Origin of the sequence: Nitratireductor kimnyeongensis (genome assembly GCF_019891395.1) — a bacterium.
Classification (GTDB): Bacteria; Pseudomonadota; Alphaproteobacteria; order Rhizobiales; family Rhizobiaceae; genus Nitratireductor; species Nitratireductor kimnyeongensis.
This window is the reverse complement of record NZ_CP078143.1, coordinates 2904338-2922203: the sequence shown is the minus strand read 5'-3', so window position 1 is coordinate 2922203 and position 17866 is coordinate 2904338. Positions and strand designations below refer to the sequence as shown.

At 62.5% G+C, this 17866-nt stretch carries 15 protein-coding genes; 5 read left to right on the top strand and 10 right to left on the bottom strand.

Translation table 11 applies throughout. The annotated features are described in order from the left end of the window. Positions 1-26: 26 nt before the first annotated feature. From KW403_RS13870 to KW403_RS13860, 3 genes are all read left to right on the top strand, one after another. On the top strand, positions 27-296 hold the full coding sequence (locus tag KW403_RS13870) for a YMGG-like glycine zipper-containing protein (protein ID WP_007007869.1): 270 nt from the start codon (positions 27-29) through the stop codon (positions 294-296). A gap of 259 nt (positions 297-555) precedes the next feature. Beyond that, positions 556-1521, top strand: a complete 966-nt coding sequence (locus tag KW403_RS13865) for a sugar-binding transcriptional regulator (RefSeq protein WP_223020051.1) — start codon at positions 556-558, stop codon at positions 1519-1521. A 45-nt stretch (positions 1522-1566) separates the two neighbouring features. Next, a complete protein-coding gene (locus tag KW403_RS13860) occupies positions 1567-3621 on the top strand; it encodes a bifunctional aldolase/short-chain dehydrogenase (RefSeq protein ID WP_223020050.1) in 2055 nt (684 codons plus the stop codon). 453 nt (positions 3622-4074) lie between these two features. Here the strand turns inward: KW403_RS13860 and KW403_RS13855 are convergent, their stop codons facing one another. The 3 genes from KW403_RS13855 to KW403_RS13845 all read right to left on the bottom strand — a co-directional run bounded on the left by KW403_RS13855 (position 4075) and on the right by KW403_RS13845 (position 7750). Then, complete coding sequence (locus KW403_RS13855) at positions 4075-5130, bottom strand: substrate-binding domain-containing protein (RefSeq protein WP_223020049.1); 1056 nt, start codon at positions 5128-5130, stop codon at positions 4075-4077. Between the two features lie 37 nt (positions 5131-5167). Continuing rightward, positions 5168-6157 (bottom strand): ABC transporter permease, encoded by a 990-nt coding sequence (locus KW403_RS13850; protein WP_223022569.1) that lies wholly within the window; start codon positions 6155-6157, stop codon positions 5168-5170. 78 nt (positions 6158-6235) lie between these two features. Then, positions 6236-7750: a sugar ABC transporter ATP-binding protein gene (locus KW403_RS13845; protein WP_223020048.1), complete on the bottom strand. Its 1515-nt coding sequence runs from the start codon at positions 7748-7750 to the stop codon at positions 6236-6238. A gap of 292 nt (positions 7751-8042) precedes the next feature. On the opposite strand from KW403_RS13845, the gene mtnK reads away from it, so the two are divergent. Beyond that, the gene (mtnK, locus tag KW403_RS13840; protein WP_223020047.1) at positions 8043-9308 is read left to right on the top strand and encodes an S-methyl-5-thioribose kinase; all 1266 of its coding nucleotides are present in this window, start codon (positions 8043-8045) and stop codon (positions 9306-9308) included. Next, complete coding sequence (gene mtnA / locus KW403_RS13835; RefSeq protein WP_223020046.1) at positions 9305-10414, top strand: S-methyl-5-thioribose-1-phosphate isomerase; 1110 nt, start codon at positions 9305-9307, stop codon at positions 10412-10414. The genes mtnK and mtnA overlap by 4 nt, the downstream gene beginning before the upstream one ends. A 128-nt stretch (positions 10415-10542) precedes the next feature. On the opposite strand, the gene KW403_RS13830 is transcribed toward mtnA, so the two are convergent. The 7 genes from KW403_RS13830 to KW403_RS13800 form a co-directional block, all read right to left on the bottom strand. Continuing rightward, positions 10543-11310: an SDR family NAD(P)-dependent oxidoreductase gene (locus KW403_RS13830; RefSeq protein ID WP_223020045.1), complete on the bottom strand. Its 768-nt coding sequence runs from the start codon at positions 11308-11310 to the stop codon at positions 10543-10545. Between the two features lie 80 nt (positions 11311-11390). Beyond that, positions 11391-12173, bottom strand: a complete 783-nt coding sequence (locus tag KW403_RS13825; RefSeq protein ID WP_223020044.1) for an SDR family NAD(P)-dependent oxidoreductase — start codon at positions 12171-12173, stop codon at positions 11391-11393. 2 nt (positions 12174-12175) lie between these two features. Next, positions 12176-13012: a purine-nucleoside phosphorylase gene (locus tag KW403_RS13820; protein WP_223020043.1), complete on the bottom strand. Its 837-nt coding sequence runs from the start codon at positions 13010-13012 to the stop codon at positions 12176-12178. A gap of 23 nt (positions 13013-13035) precedes the next feature. Beyond that, entirely contained in the window at positions 13036-14355 is a 1320-nt protein-coding gene (locus tag KW403_RS13815) for an amidohydrolase family protein (RefSeq protein WP_223020042.1), read from the bottom strand. After that, positions 14352-15266: an ABC transporter permease gene (locus KW403_RS13810; RefSeq protein ID WP_223005018.1), complete on the bottom strand. Its 915-nt coding sequence runs from the start codon at positions 15264-15266 to the stop codon at positions 14352-14354. The genes KW403_RS13815 and KW403_RS13810 overlap by 4 nt, the downstream gene beginning before the upstream one ends. Beyond that, entirely contained in the window at positions 15259-16320 is a 1062-nt protein-coding gene (locus tag KW403_RS13805; RefSeq protein WP_223020041.1) for an ABC transporter permease, read from the bottom strand. Before KW403_RS13805 ends, KW403_RS13810 begins: the two co-directional genes overlap by 8 nt. Beyond that, on the bottom strand, positions 16317-17852 hold the full coding sequence (locus KW403_RS13800) for an ABC transporter ATP-binding protein (RefSeq protein ID WP_223020040.1): 1536 nt from the start codon (positions 17850-17852) through the stop codon (positions 16317-16319). Before KW403_RS13800 ends, KW403_RS13805 begins: the two co-directional genes overlap by 4 nt. Between the last annotated feature and the right edge of the window lie 14 nt (positions 17853-17866).

Below are 17866 nucleotides of genomic sequence, written 5' to 3'. Positions count from 1 at the left end.
GATGAAAAACCATGTGGAGAGGATACATGAAAAAGTCACTGCTTCTCGTGCCGGCGCTGCTTCTCGGTGTTGCTGCCTGCACCCCAACTGAACAGGGCGCGGCATTTGGTGGCGCCAGCGGCGCAGCCATCGGCGCACTCGCTTCGGGCAACAAGGTCGAAGGCGCCATCATTGGCGGTGCCATCGGCACCGTGGCTGGCGCCCTCGTCGGTCGCGCCTCGGAAAACAGCAACCGCTGCGTCTACCGCGACGAATATGGTCGCCGTTACGAGGCCCGCTGCCCACGCGGCTATTAAACGATCGCTTGCCGCGGATTGTTCCGCGAGCAAGCCGTCTTCAGGGCCGGGATGCATACCGCATCTCGGCCTTTTGCTATTCCCCTCCTTCCAACCACGCCCGCGCCCTCCCAACACGGCCGCCCAAAGCGCCGCCAGAAGGAGCCGGGACCATTCGAAGGAGGAGCGGACGCCTCCGAATTCACATCGCGTCTCACCTCGCCCATGGGTGAATTGACTTTTGTCAATCGCCGTGAATAATGTCGAAAGGAGGCGCGGAATGGCTTATCGTCCTGCAGACCAGATCATACACAAGGCCGCCTGGCTATATTATACCCACGGCCTGCGTCAGGACGAGGTGGCGCGGCGGTTGAACATTTCGCGCGCGTCGGTCGCGCTTTATCTGCGCAAGGCCCGCGAGGCCGGCATCGTCAACATCTCCACCTCCACCCATCTCTTCAGCGGCGAGCGTCTTGCCCGCCAGATGGAAGATGCGTTCGGGCTGGAGACCGCGTGGCTTGTGGACGAGGATTCCCTTTCCCCCTCGCCTGCCTCCGAAATCCCGACGCTTGCCGCCAATGTCTTTCTCGAAATGGTCGAGAACGGCAATCAGGTCTGCGTCGCGTGGGGCCGCACAGTCTACGACATTGCCGACGCCATGAGCTACGCCGACCGGGAGGGTGTCACTGTCGTCGAAATGTGCGGCAATCTCGGCTCGCCCTATGCCTATCGTCCCGATCAGTGCACCATGGAGATTGCCCGCAGGCTCAATGCAAGGGGGCTGAATTTCTATGCCCCTCTTGTTCTAAGCACCGAGGAACTGGCGCGCGCCCTGCGCGAAGAGCCTGTCATCCGCGAGCAGCTTGACGGCATCAGCGCCTGCGATCTGGCTCTTTTCACTGTCGGGGCGCTGGACACTGACAGCCACGTCATCAAGTGCGGTGCCCTGAGCGTCGACGAGCTTGAAAAGCTGAAAACCATGGGCGCCACCGGCGTCATCGCCGGCCAGATTATTACCGCCGACGGCAAACTGCTCGACTGCGACTACAACCGGCGCATGATCTCGGCCGATTTCGACGCCATCCGCGCCATCCCGAAGCGCCTGATGGTGGTGCAGGAGGACGAGAAACTCGAACCTCTGAAGGCCGCCATCGCCGGGCGCTTCTTCACCCATCTGGTGACCACCTCCTCCATGGCGGCTGCGCTTTTGAAGCACCATGCCGCCAGTGAACCGACGCCGGCCTGAACCTCGCCGGCAATCGCAACCCTTCAAGACAGTTACAGGACCGACATGCAGAACCTCTGGAAAGACAGCGAAGCCGAAAAGCTCGTCGAGCATTACGCCGCAAAGGGCATCGACCGCGATCTGGCGCTGCGCGTCTACACGACCCGCCTTCTGGGCGGCGAGCCGCGCCTCGTCCTGCATGGCGGCGGCAACACCTCGCTCAAGAGCAAGGCGACCGACATTCTGGGCCGCGAATATGATGTCCTGTGCGTCAAGGGCAGCGGCTGGGACATGGGCGTGATCGAGCCCGAAGGCCTGCCTGCCGTGAAGATGGACGCGCTTCTGGCCGCCCGCAAGCTCGATGCGCTGGCCGACGAGGACATGGTTGCCATGCAGCGTGCCAATCTCATCGATCCGGGGTCCCCGAACCCTTCCATCGAGACCCTGCTCCACGCCTTCCTGCCGCACAAAGTCGTCGATCACACCCACTCGACCGCCATTCTCGCACTGGTCGATCAGGAGGATTCCGAAGCGCTCTGCAAGAAGGTCTTTGGCGACCGGTTGGGCTTCGTGCCCTACATCAAGCCGGGCTTCGACCTCGCCAAGGAAGCCGCCGACATCTATGACAAGAACCCGTCCGTGGAAGGCCTGATCCTCGACAAGCATGGCATCTTCACCTTCGCCGAAGACGCAAAGACGGCCTACGATCTCATGATCGAGTTCGTCACCATGGCGGAAGACTATGTCGCTGAGAACGGCAAGGCGCCCTTCAAGCCGGTAGCGCTTCCCAAGGAGCTTGCCACCCCGTCCGAGATCATGCCCTATCTGCGTGGTGCGATCGCTATTGACGAGGGCGAAGGCAAATATGGCCGCATGGTCTGCGATTTCCGCACCTCGCCGAAAATCCTCGATTATGTGAACGCCGACACGGCCGAAGAGCTCGCCACACGCGGCGTCTCCACGCCCGACCTGTCGATCCGCATCAAGACCGGCCCCATGGTTCTGCCCGCGCCGGAAGCCGGCAAGCTCGATGACTATGGCAAGATCGTCCGCGAAAAGGTCGCTGAATTCTCGGCCCGCTACAAGGACTATTTCGAGACCAACAACGCCGCCGACGATGTCGAGCGCACCATGCTCGACACCATGCCGCGCCTGACATTGGTGCGCGGTCTCGGCCTCATCGGCCATGGCCGCAGCATGAAGGAGGCGAAGATCGCCGCCGATGTCGGCGAAATGCTGGTGGAGGCGGTCACCGGTGCCGAGGCCATCGGCTCCTTCCATCCGCTGGCGCTGTCCGACCTCTTCGAGCTTGAATACTGGTCGCTCGAACAGGCCAAGCTCGCCTCCAACAAGCCTAAGCCGCTGTCCGGCCAGGTCACGCTGGTCACCGGCGGCGCTGGAGCCATCGGTGCCGCCACGGCAAAACTTTTCGCATCGCAGGGCTCCCATGTGGTCGTCGTCGACATGCATGCCGACAAGGCCGAAGAGGTCGCGAAATCAATCGGCAATGCCGCCATCGGCATCGGTGCCGACGTGACCGACGCGGCAGCCGTCCGTGCCGCCTTCGACAAGGCGCGCGATGTGTTCGGCGGCGTCGACATCGTCGTTTCCAATGCGGGTGCCGCCTGGGAAGGCAAGATCGGCGATCTGGAAGACGCCACGCTGCGCAAGAGCTTCGAGCTCAATTTCTTTGCTCATCAGAGCGTTGCGCAGAATGCGGTGCGCCTGTTCAAGCAGCAGGGCACGGGCGGCGTGCTTCTCTTCAACGCCTCGAAGCAGGCGGTCAATCCGGGGGCGAATTTCGGCGCCTACGGCCTGCCCAAGGCGGCGACGCTGTTCCTCTCGCGCCAATATGCGCTCGATTACGGCTCCATCGGCGTGCGCTCCAACGCCGTCAACGCCGACCGCATCCGCTCGGGCCTGTTGACCAACGAGATGATCGCCAACCGCTCCACCGCGCGCGGCGTCTCGGAGAAGGACTATATGGGCGGCAATCTTCTGGGCCTCGAGGTCCGCGCCGAAGACGTGGCGCAGGCTTTCCTCAACCACGCCCTTGCCGAACGCACCACCGCCGACGTCACCACCGTCGACGGCGGCAACATCGCGGCAGCGCTGCGCTGATATAGAGAGCCGGCAGGCCCCTCATCCGCCTAGCCGGCACCTTCTCCCCCTAAACGGGGAGAAGGGGAAGCTTCGATTGTCACGCCTCCATTCGCAACGTTGAAACAGCTCCACCACCCTCTCCGCGCTTCCCTTCTCCCCGCCAGCGGGGAGAAGGTGCCGGCAGGCGGATGAGGGGCGAGCGCCAACGCTCACAGGTTCGCGCCCGTCATCCCGCCCTGCAATAATGGCACTGACACACAAGCATTGACCCTCCTGGCATGGCCCCTCGGGTCGTAGCCCGAGGGTGACGAATGGCAGAAGCGGTGGCGTCAATCTAGAACGCCGAAGATTTGCATCGCCCCACCCCCAATTCGTCATACCCGGCCCCTGAGCCGGGTATCCATGCCTGAACGGCAAAACAAAAAGGGCGGCCCGAAAGCCGCCCTCTTCGATCCAATCCCACTTGCGGCCTCAGTCGCGCTCAGGCAGCGGCATCCAGTCCGGCACCGCCACATCGGCATGGGCAAATTGCGGCATCTTCGCCGAAAGGTCGTCCATGTTCTTGATGTCGCCATCGTTCAGCGCCTGCTGGGTGATCAGCGTCGGCGGAACGATGACGCTCTTGCCCGGCTCCTCGCCGGCCAGAAGCATGGCAAGCGCGCGCACCGAGACCTCGCCCACAACGGCGGGGTTGGTGGCAGCCGTCGCCACCCAGGCGCTGCCGGGCTCGCGCATGGCCGAAATGTCAGCCGTCGAAACGTCAGCCGAATAGATCTTGATGCTCTCGGAAAGACCGGCCTCGTCCACGGCGATTTTCACGCCCTTGGCGAATTCGTCATAGGGCGCAAACATGACCTGAATGTCCGGGTTTGCCGTCACCACCGAGCGCGCCTGATTGGCCACCGAGTTGGCGATCGGATTGTCGAGCGTGCCGAACTGGGCTGCTTCCTCGATGCCCGGATATTTTTCCTTGAATTCGCGCCAGGTTTCGTCGCGGCGGTCGAGCGGCGCAATGCCGGCCACATAGACATAGCCGGCCTTCCACTCTTCGCCATTGTCCTTGATCGCCTGTTCCAGCGCCAGCCGCGCCAGATCCCGGTCGGACTGCTCGATCTGCGGGATCGCATCGTTTTCGACATTCACGTCGAAAGCCACGACCTTGATGCCCGCATCGACGGCGCGCTGGGCCGCTTCCTTCATGGATTCGGTCAGACCATGCTGGATGATGATGCCATCGACGCCAAGCGCAATCGCCTGGTCCACCATGTCGGCCTGAAGGGCTGCGTCCTGGCGGCTATCGAGCACGCGCAGGTTCACGCCCAGCGCGTCGGCCTGCTTTTCCACGCCCGAAAGATAGGCTTGGAAAAAGTCGCCGGTTGAAAGATAGCGTACCAGCGCGATTTCCACGTCGCCGGGATTGTCGAACGGCGCGGGCTTGTCCTGTGCGCCGGCTCCTGCCGGCAGGAGCATGGTGGCGCCGGCGAGTGCCGCGGCCATCTTGCCCAGAAGTCTGCGTGAAATATTCATGTTCTTCTCCTCCACTGCCTGTTGCTCTTGTTGCGCGCTATCGGGCGTTCCTCCCCAGAAGCGCAAAGGTAAAGATCAGCGCGATGACAAGCACCGCCCCCTTGACGAAATCCTGCGTGTAATAAGGCACGTTCATCATGGTCAGCCCCTGCAGGAGCACACCGACGAACAGCGCCCCGATCGCCGTGCCGAATGCGTTCGGCTTGGCAGCGCCCAGCACCGCAAACCCGATGAGTGCCGCCGCCACCGCATCCAGAAGCAGATTGTTTCCCGAGGCGATGTCGCCACGCCCAAGGCGCGCCGCCAGAAGAATGCCGCCGATGGAGGCAAACACGCCCGAGATCACATAGGCCCAGATGCGATAGGCCTTGACCGGCGCACCGGCAAATTCCGCAGCCCGCGCATTGGAGCCCACCGCATACATCATGCGGCCAAACCGCGTGTATTCGAGGAAGAACCAGATCAGGATCGCAAGCACGATCAGCACCACCACCGAGGCCGGCACAAGATTTTCGATGAAGAGGTCGAACCGATGACGCCCGAGCGCCAGAAAGGCCTGGCTGAACGTGCCTTCGGCGGTCGAGCCGTCAGGCAGCGTCATGCCGGTGGCGATGGAGCGCCCTTCGGTCGGAATGCGCTGCAAGCCGATCAAAAGGAACATCATGCCGAGCGTTGCCAGAAGATCAGGCACGCGCATGTAGCAGATGATCAAACCGTTGATCAGCCCGACCAGCGCGCCAATGGCAAGACACACCAGAACGGCAACGAGCGCGTTCTGCTCCAGCACCACCATCACATAGGCCGCCGCCATCATGGAACTTGTGGCGATGGAGCCAATGGAAAGGTCGAAACCACCCACCACCAGCGTCGCCGTCACGCCAAGCGCCAGAATGCCGGTGATCGAAACGGATTGCAGGATAAAGACTGCCGCCTGCGGCGAGGTGAAGCCGCGCGTGGCCAGCGAGAAAAAGATGATCAGCCCAACGAGCAGGCTCAGAAAGCCATAGCGGATGGCCAGCTCGCGCATTGAAAGCCCGTCTTTTGGGCGCGCATCTGCTTTGGCTTCCACTGCGCTCTCCTGTGCCGTCTGGCTGTCCATGCTCACTCAGCTCCCTGTCACTTCCAAACGCTGTCCGGCAACTTCCGCCAGAAGCCGGTCCATGTCCACATCGGCATTGCGATGTTCGCCCACAATGGTGTTTTCCGACATGACGAGAATACGGTCTGCCGTTTCCAGCGCCTCGTCCAGTTCGGTCAGAAAAATCAGTGTCGCGCGGTCGCCAGCGCTTTCGCGCAGCTTGGCCGCAATGTCGTGGCGGGCTGCAATGTCCACGCCCTGAAACGGTTCGTCGAGGATCAGCAGCCGCGATGTCTGCGTCAGCCAGCGCGCTACCGTCACCTTTTGCTGGTTGCCGCCCGAAAGCGTTGCCAGATCGTCGCGCTCGGAGCGGCACACGATCTTCAGATCGGCAATCTGGTCCCGCGCCGTCTGGCGCTCGGCCCGCCGCCGCATCACGCTCGCATTGGCGAAGCGTGGCAGAAAGGGCAGGCTCATATTCTCATAAATGTTGAATTCCGGCACAATGCCCGTGGAGGCGCGGTCCTTGGCAACGAGGAAAACACCATCCCGGATCGCGCTCGCCGGTGTCTTTGGCGCATAGGGCCTGCCATCCAGCTCCATCGTTCCCGAAAGCGGCGCGTGAATGCCAAAAAGGGTCTCTGCGAGCTGCGTTTTGCCCACCCCCACAAGGCCCGTCACGGCCACGATTTCGCCCGCCCCCAGATCAAGCGAGATCGGCTTTGCACCCTGCGCGATCCTCAGATCACGCGCCGAAAAGACCGGCGTCCCCGCCGCACGCACATCAATGCTGTGGCGACCGAGATTCTGCCCCAGCATGGCATTGACCGCGCCTTCGTAGTCGAGCGGCATGTCTTCGAACTGGCCGACAATCGCCCCGTCGCGCAGGCTCACGATCCTGTCGGCAAGACGGCGAATATCCGACATGCGGTGCGAAATATAGAGAATGGCAACCCCACGCGCCTTCAGCCGGTCGATCAGCGCGAAAAGCCGTTCGGCCTCATTGCTCGAGAGCGACGAGGTTGGTTCATCGAGGATCATCACCTGCGGCTCATGCGACATGGCGCGCGCAATCGCCACCATCTGCCGGTCGGCCAGCGAAAGGTCGGTCACTTCCGCGCCAAGATCGATCCCCAGCCCCATGCGCTCGGCCACGTCGCGCGCCTCACGCCGCACTTTGCGCGGATTGAAGAAAAACCCGCTGCCCGCACCATTCAGCCGGTCGAGCACGAGATTGCTCGCCACGTCGAGCGCGCCAACGACGCCATCATTGATGTTCTGGTGCACCGTCACCACGCCGGCGCGCATCGCCTCGGCGGGGGTGGTGGGGGAGAAGGGCGTGTCGCCCAGCATCATCACACCACGGTCGGCGCGGTGAACGCCGCTCATGATCTTGACGAGCGTCGACTTGCCGGCGCCATTGGCGCCCATCAGAACCGTGACTTCGCCAGCGCGCAGTTCGAGCCCCACACCGCGCAGAACGGCATTCGGCCCAAAGGCCTTGGTCAGTCCGGCTATCCGAAAAATGGCAGTGTCGCCCATAATCTCCTCCCAATATGACGCTATCAGGTAACAAGCATTTGTCAACACGATTGACAAATGACAGAGCCTTGGTAGCGTGTTGCCGAATTGACGGCAGGAAAGTGTGGTGTACCCGCTCTCGGCCTGTGCTATTCACGCGCGCCCTTTCTGCAGGATCGGGGTGTGGGATGAACAGGCTGGCCTCGTGCTTCTTCTTCCTTCGAAACGGAAAATTTGTGCGGAAACACGGGGTAAAAATAGGACGCGAACCATACGCCTCTTGCTCAGGCGAGAATGGGAGGAGACAGAAGAGATGAAAGAAAACGCCTTTGAGGCTCTGACGGTGGAAACCCTGCCGGATCGCCTCGGCAACATTCCCGAGATTGCGGATCGTCTTGGCGGCGCGCCCGCCGCATGGAAGGTCCGCGAAGTGGGCGACGGCAATCTCAATCTCGTCTTCATCGTGGAAGGTGAGGCGCAAACGCTCATCATCAAGCAGGCATTGCCCTATGTGCGGCTCGTCGGCGACAGCTGGCCCCTGCCCCTCAAACGTTCTTTCTTCGAATATCACGCGCTGACACGTCAGGAGCAGCGAGCGCCAGGGACGGTTCCTGCGGTCTACTATTTCGATGAGACACAGGCCCTCATCGCCATGGAGTTCCTGTCGCCGCACATCATCCTGCGCCGCGCTCTCATCGAAGGGCAAGAGCTGCCGAAGATCGGCAGAGACCTCGGCCTCTTCATGGCCCGCACCCTGTTCCGCGGGTCCGACCTTTCCATGAAGGCAGCAGACCGCAAGGCCGATCTCGCGCTCTTCGCAGACAATGTCGACCTTTGCGACATCACCGAGAGCCTCGTCTTCACCGACCCTTATTTCGAAGCGCCGATGAACCGGCACACGCCCGGTCTCGACACACTGGTGAAGGAACTGCGTTCAGACCGCGATCTGAAAGTCGCCGCACAACGCATGAAGCACCTCTTTGCTTCAAGAGCCGAGACCATGGTGCATGGCGACCTGCATTCGGGCTCCGTCATGGTGACGAAGGACGACACCCGCGTCATCGATCCGGAATTCGCCTTCTACGGCCCCATGGCCTTCGATGTCGGCATGTTGCTTGCCAACTACTGGATGGCCTATTTTTCCCAGCGCGGGCATGAGGAAAAGGGCAGCCGTGCCTCCATGCGCGCCTATCTTCTGGGCGTTATCTCCGAGACCTGGACCACCTTCCGCGACGAGTTCGCCCATCTGTGGCGCACAGAGCGCAGCGGCATGTTCTACCAGGCATCGCTTTTTGAAGAACAGAACGATGCGCTGGGTTCGGAGCAGGCGCTCAACCACGTGATCCACGATCTGTGGACCGACATGCTGGGCTTCGCCGGCATCGAGATGCACCGCCGCATTCTGGGCCTTGCCCACAATGCCGACTTCGAGGACATCGCCGATGAGAAGCTTCGTGCCTCCTGCGAGGCACCGGCTCTGAAATTCGGTCGCCATATCGTCGTCAATCGCAACACCATTCAATCACTGGCCGAGCTCGATCGGCTGGCCGAAGCACTCGACCAGGGGAAACTGTCATGAAGGTTGGAGACAAGCACTACCGCACCATCTGGGTGAACGAGGATGGCTGGTCTGTCGACCTCATCGACCAGCGCTGGCTCCCGCATGAGCTGCGCATCGAAAACGTGAAGACCGTCGAAGGCATCGCCACCGCCATCCGCGACATGTGGGTGCGCGGCGCGCCGCTGATCGGCGTCACCGCCGCCTATGGCGTCGCCATGCGCATGCGCGAGGATGCTTCCGATGCCGCACTCGATGCGGTGTGGGAACAGCTCCACGAGACGCGCCCGACCGCGATCAATCTGCGCTGGGCGCTGGATGAAATGCGCGGCCTCCTGCGCGACATTCCCGAGGCCGACCGCGCCGCGGCGGCCTACAAGCGCGCCGCCGAGATCGCCGACGAGGATGTGGAATTGAACCGCAGCATCGGCCGGAACGGGCTGGAAATCATTCGCGAGATCGCCGCCCGCAAGAAACCCGGCGAACCGGTCAACATTCTCACCCACTGCAATGCCGGCTGGCTGGCCACCGTCGATTTCGGCACCGCCACCTCGCCCATCTACCACGCGGTGGAAGAAGGCATTGCCGTTCATGTCTATGTGGATGAAACCCGCCCGCGCAATCAGGGCGCGCAGCTCACCGCCTGGGAGATGGCCGGGCACGGCGTTCCCCACACGCTGGTGGTCGACAATGCCGGCGGGCACCTGATGCAGCACGGCATGGTCGACATGGTCATCGTCGGCACCGACCGCACCACTGCCGATGGCGATGTGTGCAACAAGATCGGTACCTATCTGAAGGCGCTTGCAGCAAAGGACAACAACGTCCCCTTCTATGTCGCGCTCCCATCACCCACCATCGACTGGACGGTGCATGACGGCGTGAAGGAGATTCCCATCGAGGAACGTTCGGGCGACGAGGTCTCTCTCGTCTGGGGCAAGGATGAAGACGGCAAGGTTCGGCAGGTGCGAATTTCACCCGAGGCATCGCCTGCCGGAAATCCCGCCTTCGACGTGACGCCGGCTCGCCTTGTCACCGGTCTCATCACCGAGCGCGGCATCGCCGACGCATCACCCGAAGGGCTCGCCAAACTCTTCCCCGACCGGGCGAAATCGAACGCTGCGTGAATTTCAGAAAACGATTCAGAAATTTGGGAAAATCACCTGATTCTGAATCATTTTCGAGAATTTTCAGGCGTTTTCCGGAAAACCGAAAACCGCCGCTTCGGCCTCAACCGAAGCGGCGGTTTTTCACGTCAATAAGGCGTGTCGCCACCATCGATCGTGATGGACTGTCCGCGGATAATCGTTGCCGCGTCCGACAACAGGAAGACAATCACACGTCCCACCTCGACCGGCTGGATGTGACGGCCAAGCTGTGCGGGAACCATCTGTTTCATCATCTCTTCCGACTTCGCCGCATCGCCACCGACGATGAAGTCCGCCACCGTTTTAAGCATGTCGGTTGCCACACCGCCCGGGCACACGGCATTGACGTTGATGCCGCGCGCTGCCCATTCGAGCGAGAGCGAACGGGTCAGGTTGATCACCGCTGCCTTGGAGGCGTTGTAGCCGGCCATGTTGGGATAGCCGACCTTGCCGGCGTTCGAGGCGATGTTGACGATGGCACCACCCTTTTCCATCTGACGCGCCGCAGCCTGCGAGGCAAGCAGAACGCCTTTCACATTGACCGCCATTTCGAGATCGACGTCGTCTCCGGTGAGCTTGTCAGCGGGTCCGAGCCGCACCACACCGGCATTGTTGACGAGCCCGTCGAGCTTGCCCATGCGGGCGACCACCTCGTTGAACGCGGCCTCCATGCTGGCGCTGTCGGTCACGTCGCTTGCAGCCGCCATGACATTCGGCTCGCCGCCGAGGTCCTTTGCCGCCGCTTCGAGTTTCGGCCCCGGCAAATCGAGCAACGCGACGCGCCCGCCCGCCTCGATGATCGCCTGAGCGATGCCCCGTCCAATGCCGCCGGCTGCCCCGGTCACCGCGATGACCTTGCCTTCAAGTGCCTTCATTTCAAGCCCCTATAAATCATCGGAATCCGCCTCACAGGCTGAGTCCGCTTCTTGTTGTAATTGTCTGTTTCAGTTTGCTTTTACCAGGTCGACCGGGCGCTGACGCCGCCATCGACCGTGATGTTCGTCCCGCTCACCCAGCGCGAAGCTTCCGAGAGAAGGAAGAGCGCGGCGTCACCGATATCCTCCGGCTGGCCGAGCCGGCCAAGCGGTGCCGCCTCCTTCCAGCGGTTAACCCCTTCGGGCCATCCTTCTTCGATGCCGTCGCGGTGGATCAGCCCGGGCGAGACGGAATTGACGCGAATGCCAAGCCCGCCAAGCTCCAGCGCCGCTGCCTTGGTGAACATCAAGAGCGCGGCCTTGGAGGCGGCGTAATGGGCATGGCCGGGGGCCGGCTGATGCCCTTCGATGGAAGCAATGTTGACGACTGCGCCACCGCCACCGCGCGTCTCCACATGGTCGGCAAAAACGCGCGTCAAAAGAAACGGAGCGCCGGTGTTGATCGCCATCATCTGCGCCCAGCCGGCCTCGTCGATCTGCCTGAGCGCCTCGACGGGCTGGAAGCCGGCATTGTTGACCACGCCGTGAACAGAACCGAATTTTTCAAGCGCCGCTTTCATGAGAGAGGCCGCTTCGGATTCCTTCGAAAGGTCACCGCCGGCAGCAAAACCCCGCGCGCCCAGTTCGCCGGCAAGCGCCTCGGCGGCGCCTTTGTTGCCATTGTAATGGCACACCACATTTGCGCCGGCCTCGTGCAGCCGCCGTGCGATGCCGCCGCCAACGCCGCCGCTCGCGCCGGTGACGATGATTGTGCGACCGGTGAGATCAAGTAGGGATGCGACGGGTGGGATGGTTACAGCCATGTTCAGGCTCCTTTCAAATTGGGCAGAAGCTCGGCGAGGATCGCCTCGATTTTGCGCCCGGCAATCTCGGCATTGGCAAACACCTCTTCGATCGTGTCGGGCTGCTGGTCCGGCCCGCCGGTCGCCTTATTGGTGATGGCCGAAAGCCCGATGACGGGCAGCGATGCGTGGCCGGCGGCAATCACTTCGGTGACTGTCGACATGCCGACGGCATCCGAACCGGAAGCGCGGTAATAGCGACGCTCCGCCGAGGTTTCGAGGGACGGTCCCAGAACGCCCGCATAGATGCCCTGTCGCACGGCAATGCCGGCCGCATCCGCCGCCTTCTTCGCCATAGCGAGGAGGTCGGGATCATAGGCGCGCGACATGTCGGGAAAGCGCAGGCCGATCTCATCGTCATTGGGACCCACCAGCGGGTTCAGCCCCGTGAGATTCATGTGATCCTCGATGAGCATCACGTCTCCGGGCTCATAGTCGGGATTGAGCGAACCCGCGGCATTGGTAACAATCAGGGTTTCGGCACCGAGCCGCTTGAGCAGATAGACGGCAAGCGCGATGTCGCGCGGCGACCAACCTTCATAAAGATGCAGCCGACCCTGCATCATGATCACGCGCTGGCCTTCCAGATTGCCCATCACGAAAGCGCCCTTGTGGCCGGGTGCGGTGGAGACCGGAAAGCCCTCGACCTCTCCGTAAGGGATCGTGACTGCATCCTCCACCCGGTCGGCGAGCTGGCCGAGCCCCGAACCCAGCATGATGGCGATGGGTGCAGGCGCCCCTGCCCTGTTGGCGATGGATGCATGGGCGCGCTCAAGGCGCGCGAGTGGGCTTTCGCTCATTTCATTCTCCCTGGGTTTTACTGTCAGGCCACGGTTGCTGCGATGCGCGGCGCGAGCTCTTCCACCGCGTCCATCGTGTCGTCGATCGAGTGGCGAGTGAGCACGCCATCGCGCACCACCTGCTCGCCGCCGACGAACACATGGCGCACATCGGATTTGGCGGTGGAATAGACGAGATGGGTGACGGGATCGAACATCGGCACCGCATGCGGGCGCTTCACGTCGATCAAGATCATGTCGGCGAGCTTGCCTCTTTCGAGACTGCCCAGCTTATCGGCAGTACCCAGCGCCCGCGCACCTGAGCGTGTCGCCATGGCCAGCGCCTGATGGGTGGAGACCGCATCTGCCCGCTGGCTCGCCCCCTTGTGCAATGTCGCCGCCAGCCGCAGCGCCATCCACATGTTGAGGTCATTGCCGCTGATCGCGCCATCAGTGCCAAGCGCAACATGGACACCGGCTGCCAGCATGTCGGGTATACGGGCAATGCCGGAGGCAAGCTTCAGGTTGGACATGGGATTGTGCGAGACAGTCGTGCCCGTCCGCGCCAGAATGGCGATTTCCTCATCGTCCAGATGGACGCAATGGGCGAGCGTCGTGCGCTCGTCCAGAAGATCCAGATGATCAAGATGGCGGATGACAGAGCTGCCATAGCGGCCTTCGACATCGGCCTGTTCGGCCTTGGTTTCCGCCGCATGCGTGCTGAAGAGCCCACCATGTTTGTTTGTGATGTCCTTTGCCGTCTTCAGGTTTTCCGGGCCCACCGTATAGGCCCCGTGTGGCATGGTTGCCGGGAAGACATCGTCTGCCCCTGAAAACGCTTCAAAGAAGGCCTCGGCGCTGGCAACGCGGTCATCGAGTGTTGCGCCGTCCACTCCCGGCCCATCGAAGAAGATGCCCCCTGTCGACACCCGCATGCCCACTTCGCGCGCGGCGCGCACCGTTTCCACCGGATACCAGAACATGTCCATCGTGCTGGTGACACCGGAGAGGAGCAGTTCGGAAAACCCCAGAAGGCTGCCGAGATGGGAAGTCTGCGGGTTGAGGATCGCGCCTTCGGCGGTCCACACCTTCTGCAGCCACGGCTCCAGCGGCAGATCCTCCACCAGACCGCGAAACAGGCTGTCAGCGGCATGGCAATGGCTGTTGATCAGCCCCGGCATCAGGATGTGACCGCTGCCGTCGATCACCACGCGGGCCTTTTGCGCGGCCTGTTCAAGTGCTGCGCTCTCGTCAATCTGCGTGATGCGGCCATTTGAGACCGCAACGCCGCCATCCCGGATCACGGTCTGCGCTTCGTCGCAGGCCACGACAATGGCGTTTTTGACAACCAGATCGACGGTCATGAAGCATCTCCTTTTGCGCGTCTTGCCCGCCACCATGACAGGGCAACCAGCACGATAAGAGTCGCCAGATACGGCATCATGTCGGTGAACTGCTGGGCAAGCCCAAGACCCTGCACGCGGAAGGACAGGCTGTCGACGGCACCGAACAGAAGCGCGATGAAGAAGAGCGGCCACGGGCGGCCACGGGTCAAGAGCACGGCGACAACGGCGATCCAGCCGCGCCCGGCGCTCATGTTTTCAACGAAGAGATTGACATTGGCGATGGAAAGCTGCGCTCCGCCCAGACCGCAGAGCGCGCCGCATGCAATGAGCGCCAGAAGCTGGACACGTTTTGGACTGACACCGCCAGCCCGAAGCGCCTGAGGGTTTTCCCCCGCCGCGCGAATGCGCAGGCCAAGGCGGTGGCGGGCGAGAAACACATGCAGGAACGGAACGCTGAGAAGCGCCAGATAGAAGGGCAGCGCCTGGCCGCTCAGGATCGGGCCGAGAAGCGGCACGTCTTCGATGAAAGGCAGGCGGATGGGTGCGAACCCGGCAATCGCCGGATCGCTGAAAGCGCCCGTGACATCAAAAATAGCGCGCAGGAAGAAGGTGGTGAGGCCGGCGGCAAGAAGGTTTATGGCGATGGAAACGACAATGGAATCGCCGCCGCGCCGCACATTGAACTCGGCGAAAACAACACCAAGCGCCATGCCGGCCACCATGGCGGTGAGCGCGCCGATATAGGGCGTGCCGGAGAAATAAGCCCCCAGCACCGCCGCGAAAGCGCCCACGAGCAGAAAGCCTTCCAATGCGATGTTGAAGACACCGGCCCGCTCGCACAGCGCCCCGCCAAGGGCGGCCAGAAGTATGGGCGTGACAAAGCGCGGGATGGAGGCGGCGAAGGAGGGATCGGCGATCAGCTCAAACATGGCCGTCTCCATCGCCCCGCGAAGTGGTCAGCGCGCCGGAGACGCGGCTTGCGACAAAGAGGATGATGACCGCCTGAACGACCAGCGCAATCTCCTTGGGAACGCCGGCCGCGCGCTCCATTCCGGCAGCCCCCGTCTGAACGGCGGCGAAAAAGAAGCCGGAAATCGGCACCGCCCAGGGCACCATGCCCACCAGAAGCACCGCGATAATGCCGGTCCACGCATAGAGCGGCTGCACCAGCATGCCGTCGATATAGCGGTGGTGAATGCCGAACACGGCGATTGCGCCGACCATGCCGGCAATCGCACCGCTGAGCGCCAGCGTCTGAAGCGTGAGCCTGCGCACCGGAAGGCCCACCGTGCGGGCGAAATCGGGCGAAAGCCCGTTGAGACGCGTGTGATAACCGTGGACGGTCCAGTAGCTGTAGATCAGCGCGAAGGCTGCCGCCACGGCGGTGAAGAGAATGCCGATATCGAGCCGGGTTCCCGGGAAATAGGCAAACCAGGTTTCCTGCGGCACGAGATGGGACTGCACCATGCCCGACTGCACGTCGCGATAGGGATGCGCCACCAGATAAGAGGCAATGTAGCGGATGGGATAATTGAGGAGGAGCGAACCGACAAGGAGCGGAACACCCATGAAAAGCTGAAGCACACCGGCAAGCAGCGCCCATAAGGCACCGGCCAGCATGGCAGCGAGGATCGCGACAACGAGCACAACGAGCGGCGGCCCCGGCATGAGCACGGCAACCAGCGCTGCCACCAGCCCGCCGGCGACAAGCTGCCCCTCGCCGCCAATGTTGAACAGCCCTGCCCGAAAGCTCAGCATGACCGAAAGCGCCATGCCGACGATCAACGCCGACCGGCTGAGGGTCGCCATCAGATAGGCGTTTCTGCGCCCGCCGAAAGCGCCGTTCCAGAAGCCGGAAAGCGCCTCGCCCACCGGTGCGCCGACAAAGAGCAGCAGCGCCAGAATGATCGCGGCGATCCACAGAAAGGTGAAGACCCATGGCAGCGCGCTGCGGGTGGCCTTGCCGGTATCGAAAGCCATCATGCAGCAGCTCCCGGCAAAGCCGCGCCCAGCGCATCGGCGGCACGAGAGGTCATCAAAGCGCCGACCCGATCGCGGCTCGCCTCGCCGCCATCGACCTCACCGGCGATGGCGCCGTCATACATGACCAGAATGCGGTCGGACAATGCGATCACCTCGTCAAGCTCGGTGGAGACCAGAAGAATGGCGTGGCCCGCATCGCGCATGCGCATCAACTCGCCATGGATGAAATCAATCGCACCGATATCGACGCCCCATGTGGGGTTTTCGGCGATCACCAGCGGCGTGTTGCGCGAGAGTTCGCGCCCGACCACAAGCTTCTGCTTGTTGCCGCCCGACATGGTGGAAGCGGAAGCGCGCGGACCGGCCACGCGAATGCGATAACGCTCGATCAGGGAGCGCGCATACTGCGCCATGGCCCCGTGTTTCAGGAACGGGCCGGCGGTGAAAGCGCCCGCATCGTCGCGGCCCGCATTGGCGTTTTCGCTGACGGAGGCGCCAAGGGCGAGCCCCATGCGCTGCCGGTCTTCGGGGATGTAGCTCATGCCGCCCTGGCGGCGCGCCTCCACATCCAGCTTTTGAATCTCATTGCCGCACAGGATGATGGAACCGGAGCGCGCTTGCTCGAGTCCTGTCAGTGCGCGGATGAGTTCTGCCTGACCATTGCCGCTGACGCCAGCAATGCCAACGATCTCGCCTGCCCGCAGATCGAAGGAAACGGGCCCGACGTCACGGCCCCGCCGCGCGACGGTGAGGGCTTCGACTGCAAGCACCGTTTCCCCGGGCGAATGCGCCTTGCGGGTTCTGGCCGCCGGCAGATCGCCACCGACAATGCCGCGGGCGATCTCGTCCTTCGAGGTTTCGGCAAGTGGTGAGGAGGCGACGAGACGCCCCGCCCGCATCACGCTTACCCGGTCGGCGATTTCCATCACCTCATCGAGCTTGTGTGTGATCAAGACAATCGCCTTGCCCGCCTCACGGAAGCTCTTGAGCGTTGCGAAAAGCCGGTCCTTCTCCTGCGGGGTAAGCACGGCAGTCGGCTCGTCTAGGATCAGCACCTCGGCCTCGCGGTAGAGCACTTTGAGGATCTCCACCGCCTGCCGCTCACCAACGGAAAGGCCGCCGACGCGCTGGTCGAGATCGATGACGACACCATGGGCTTTGGTGATTTCATCGAGCCGTGAACGAGCGCGGGCGAAATCGACAAAGCCGAAGCGACCGATCGGCTCTGCGCAGAGCACGATGTTTTCGAGCACCGTCATCTCTTCCTGCAGCATGAAGTGCTGATGCACCATGCCGAGCCCATGGGCGATGGCATCTTGCGGCGAGCCCCAGCGACGCTCCCTGCCGTCGAGACTGATCGTGCCGCTTTTCGGCGTAACCAGCCCAAAAAGAGCGTTCATCAGGGTGGATTTGCCAGCGCCGTTTTCGCCTAGAAGCGCGTGGATTTCGCCCGGCTTGATGCCGAGCGAAACATTGTCCACGGCCGTGACAGGGCCAAAGCGGACGGTGACGTCCTGCAGGTCGATGCGCATGATGCGTGCTGCTC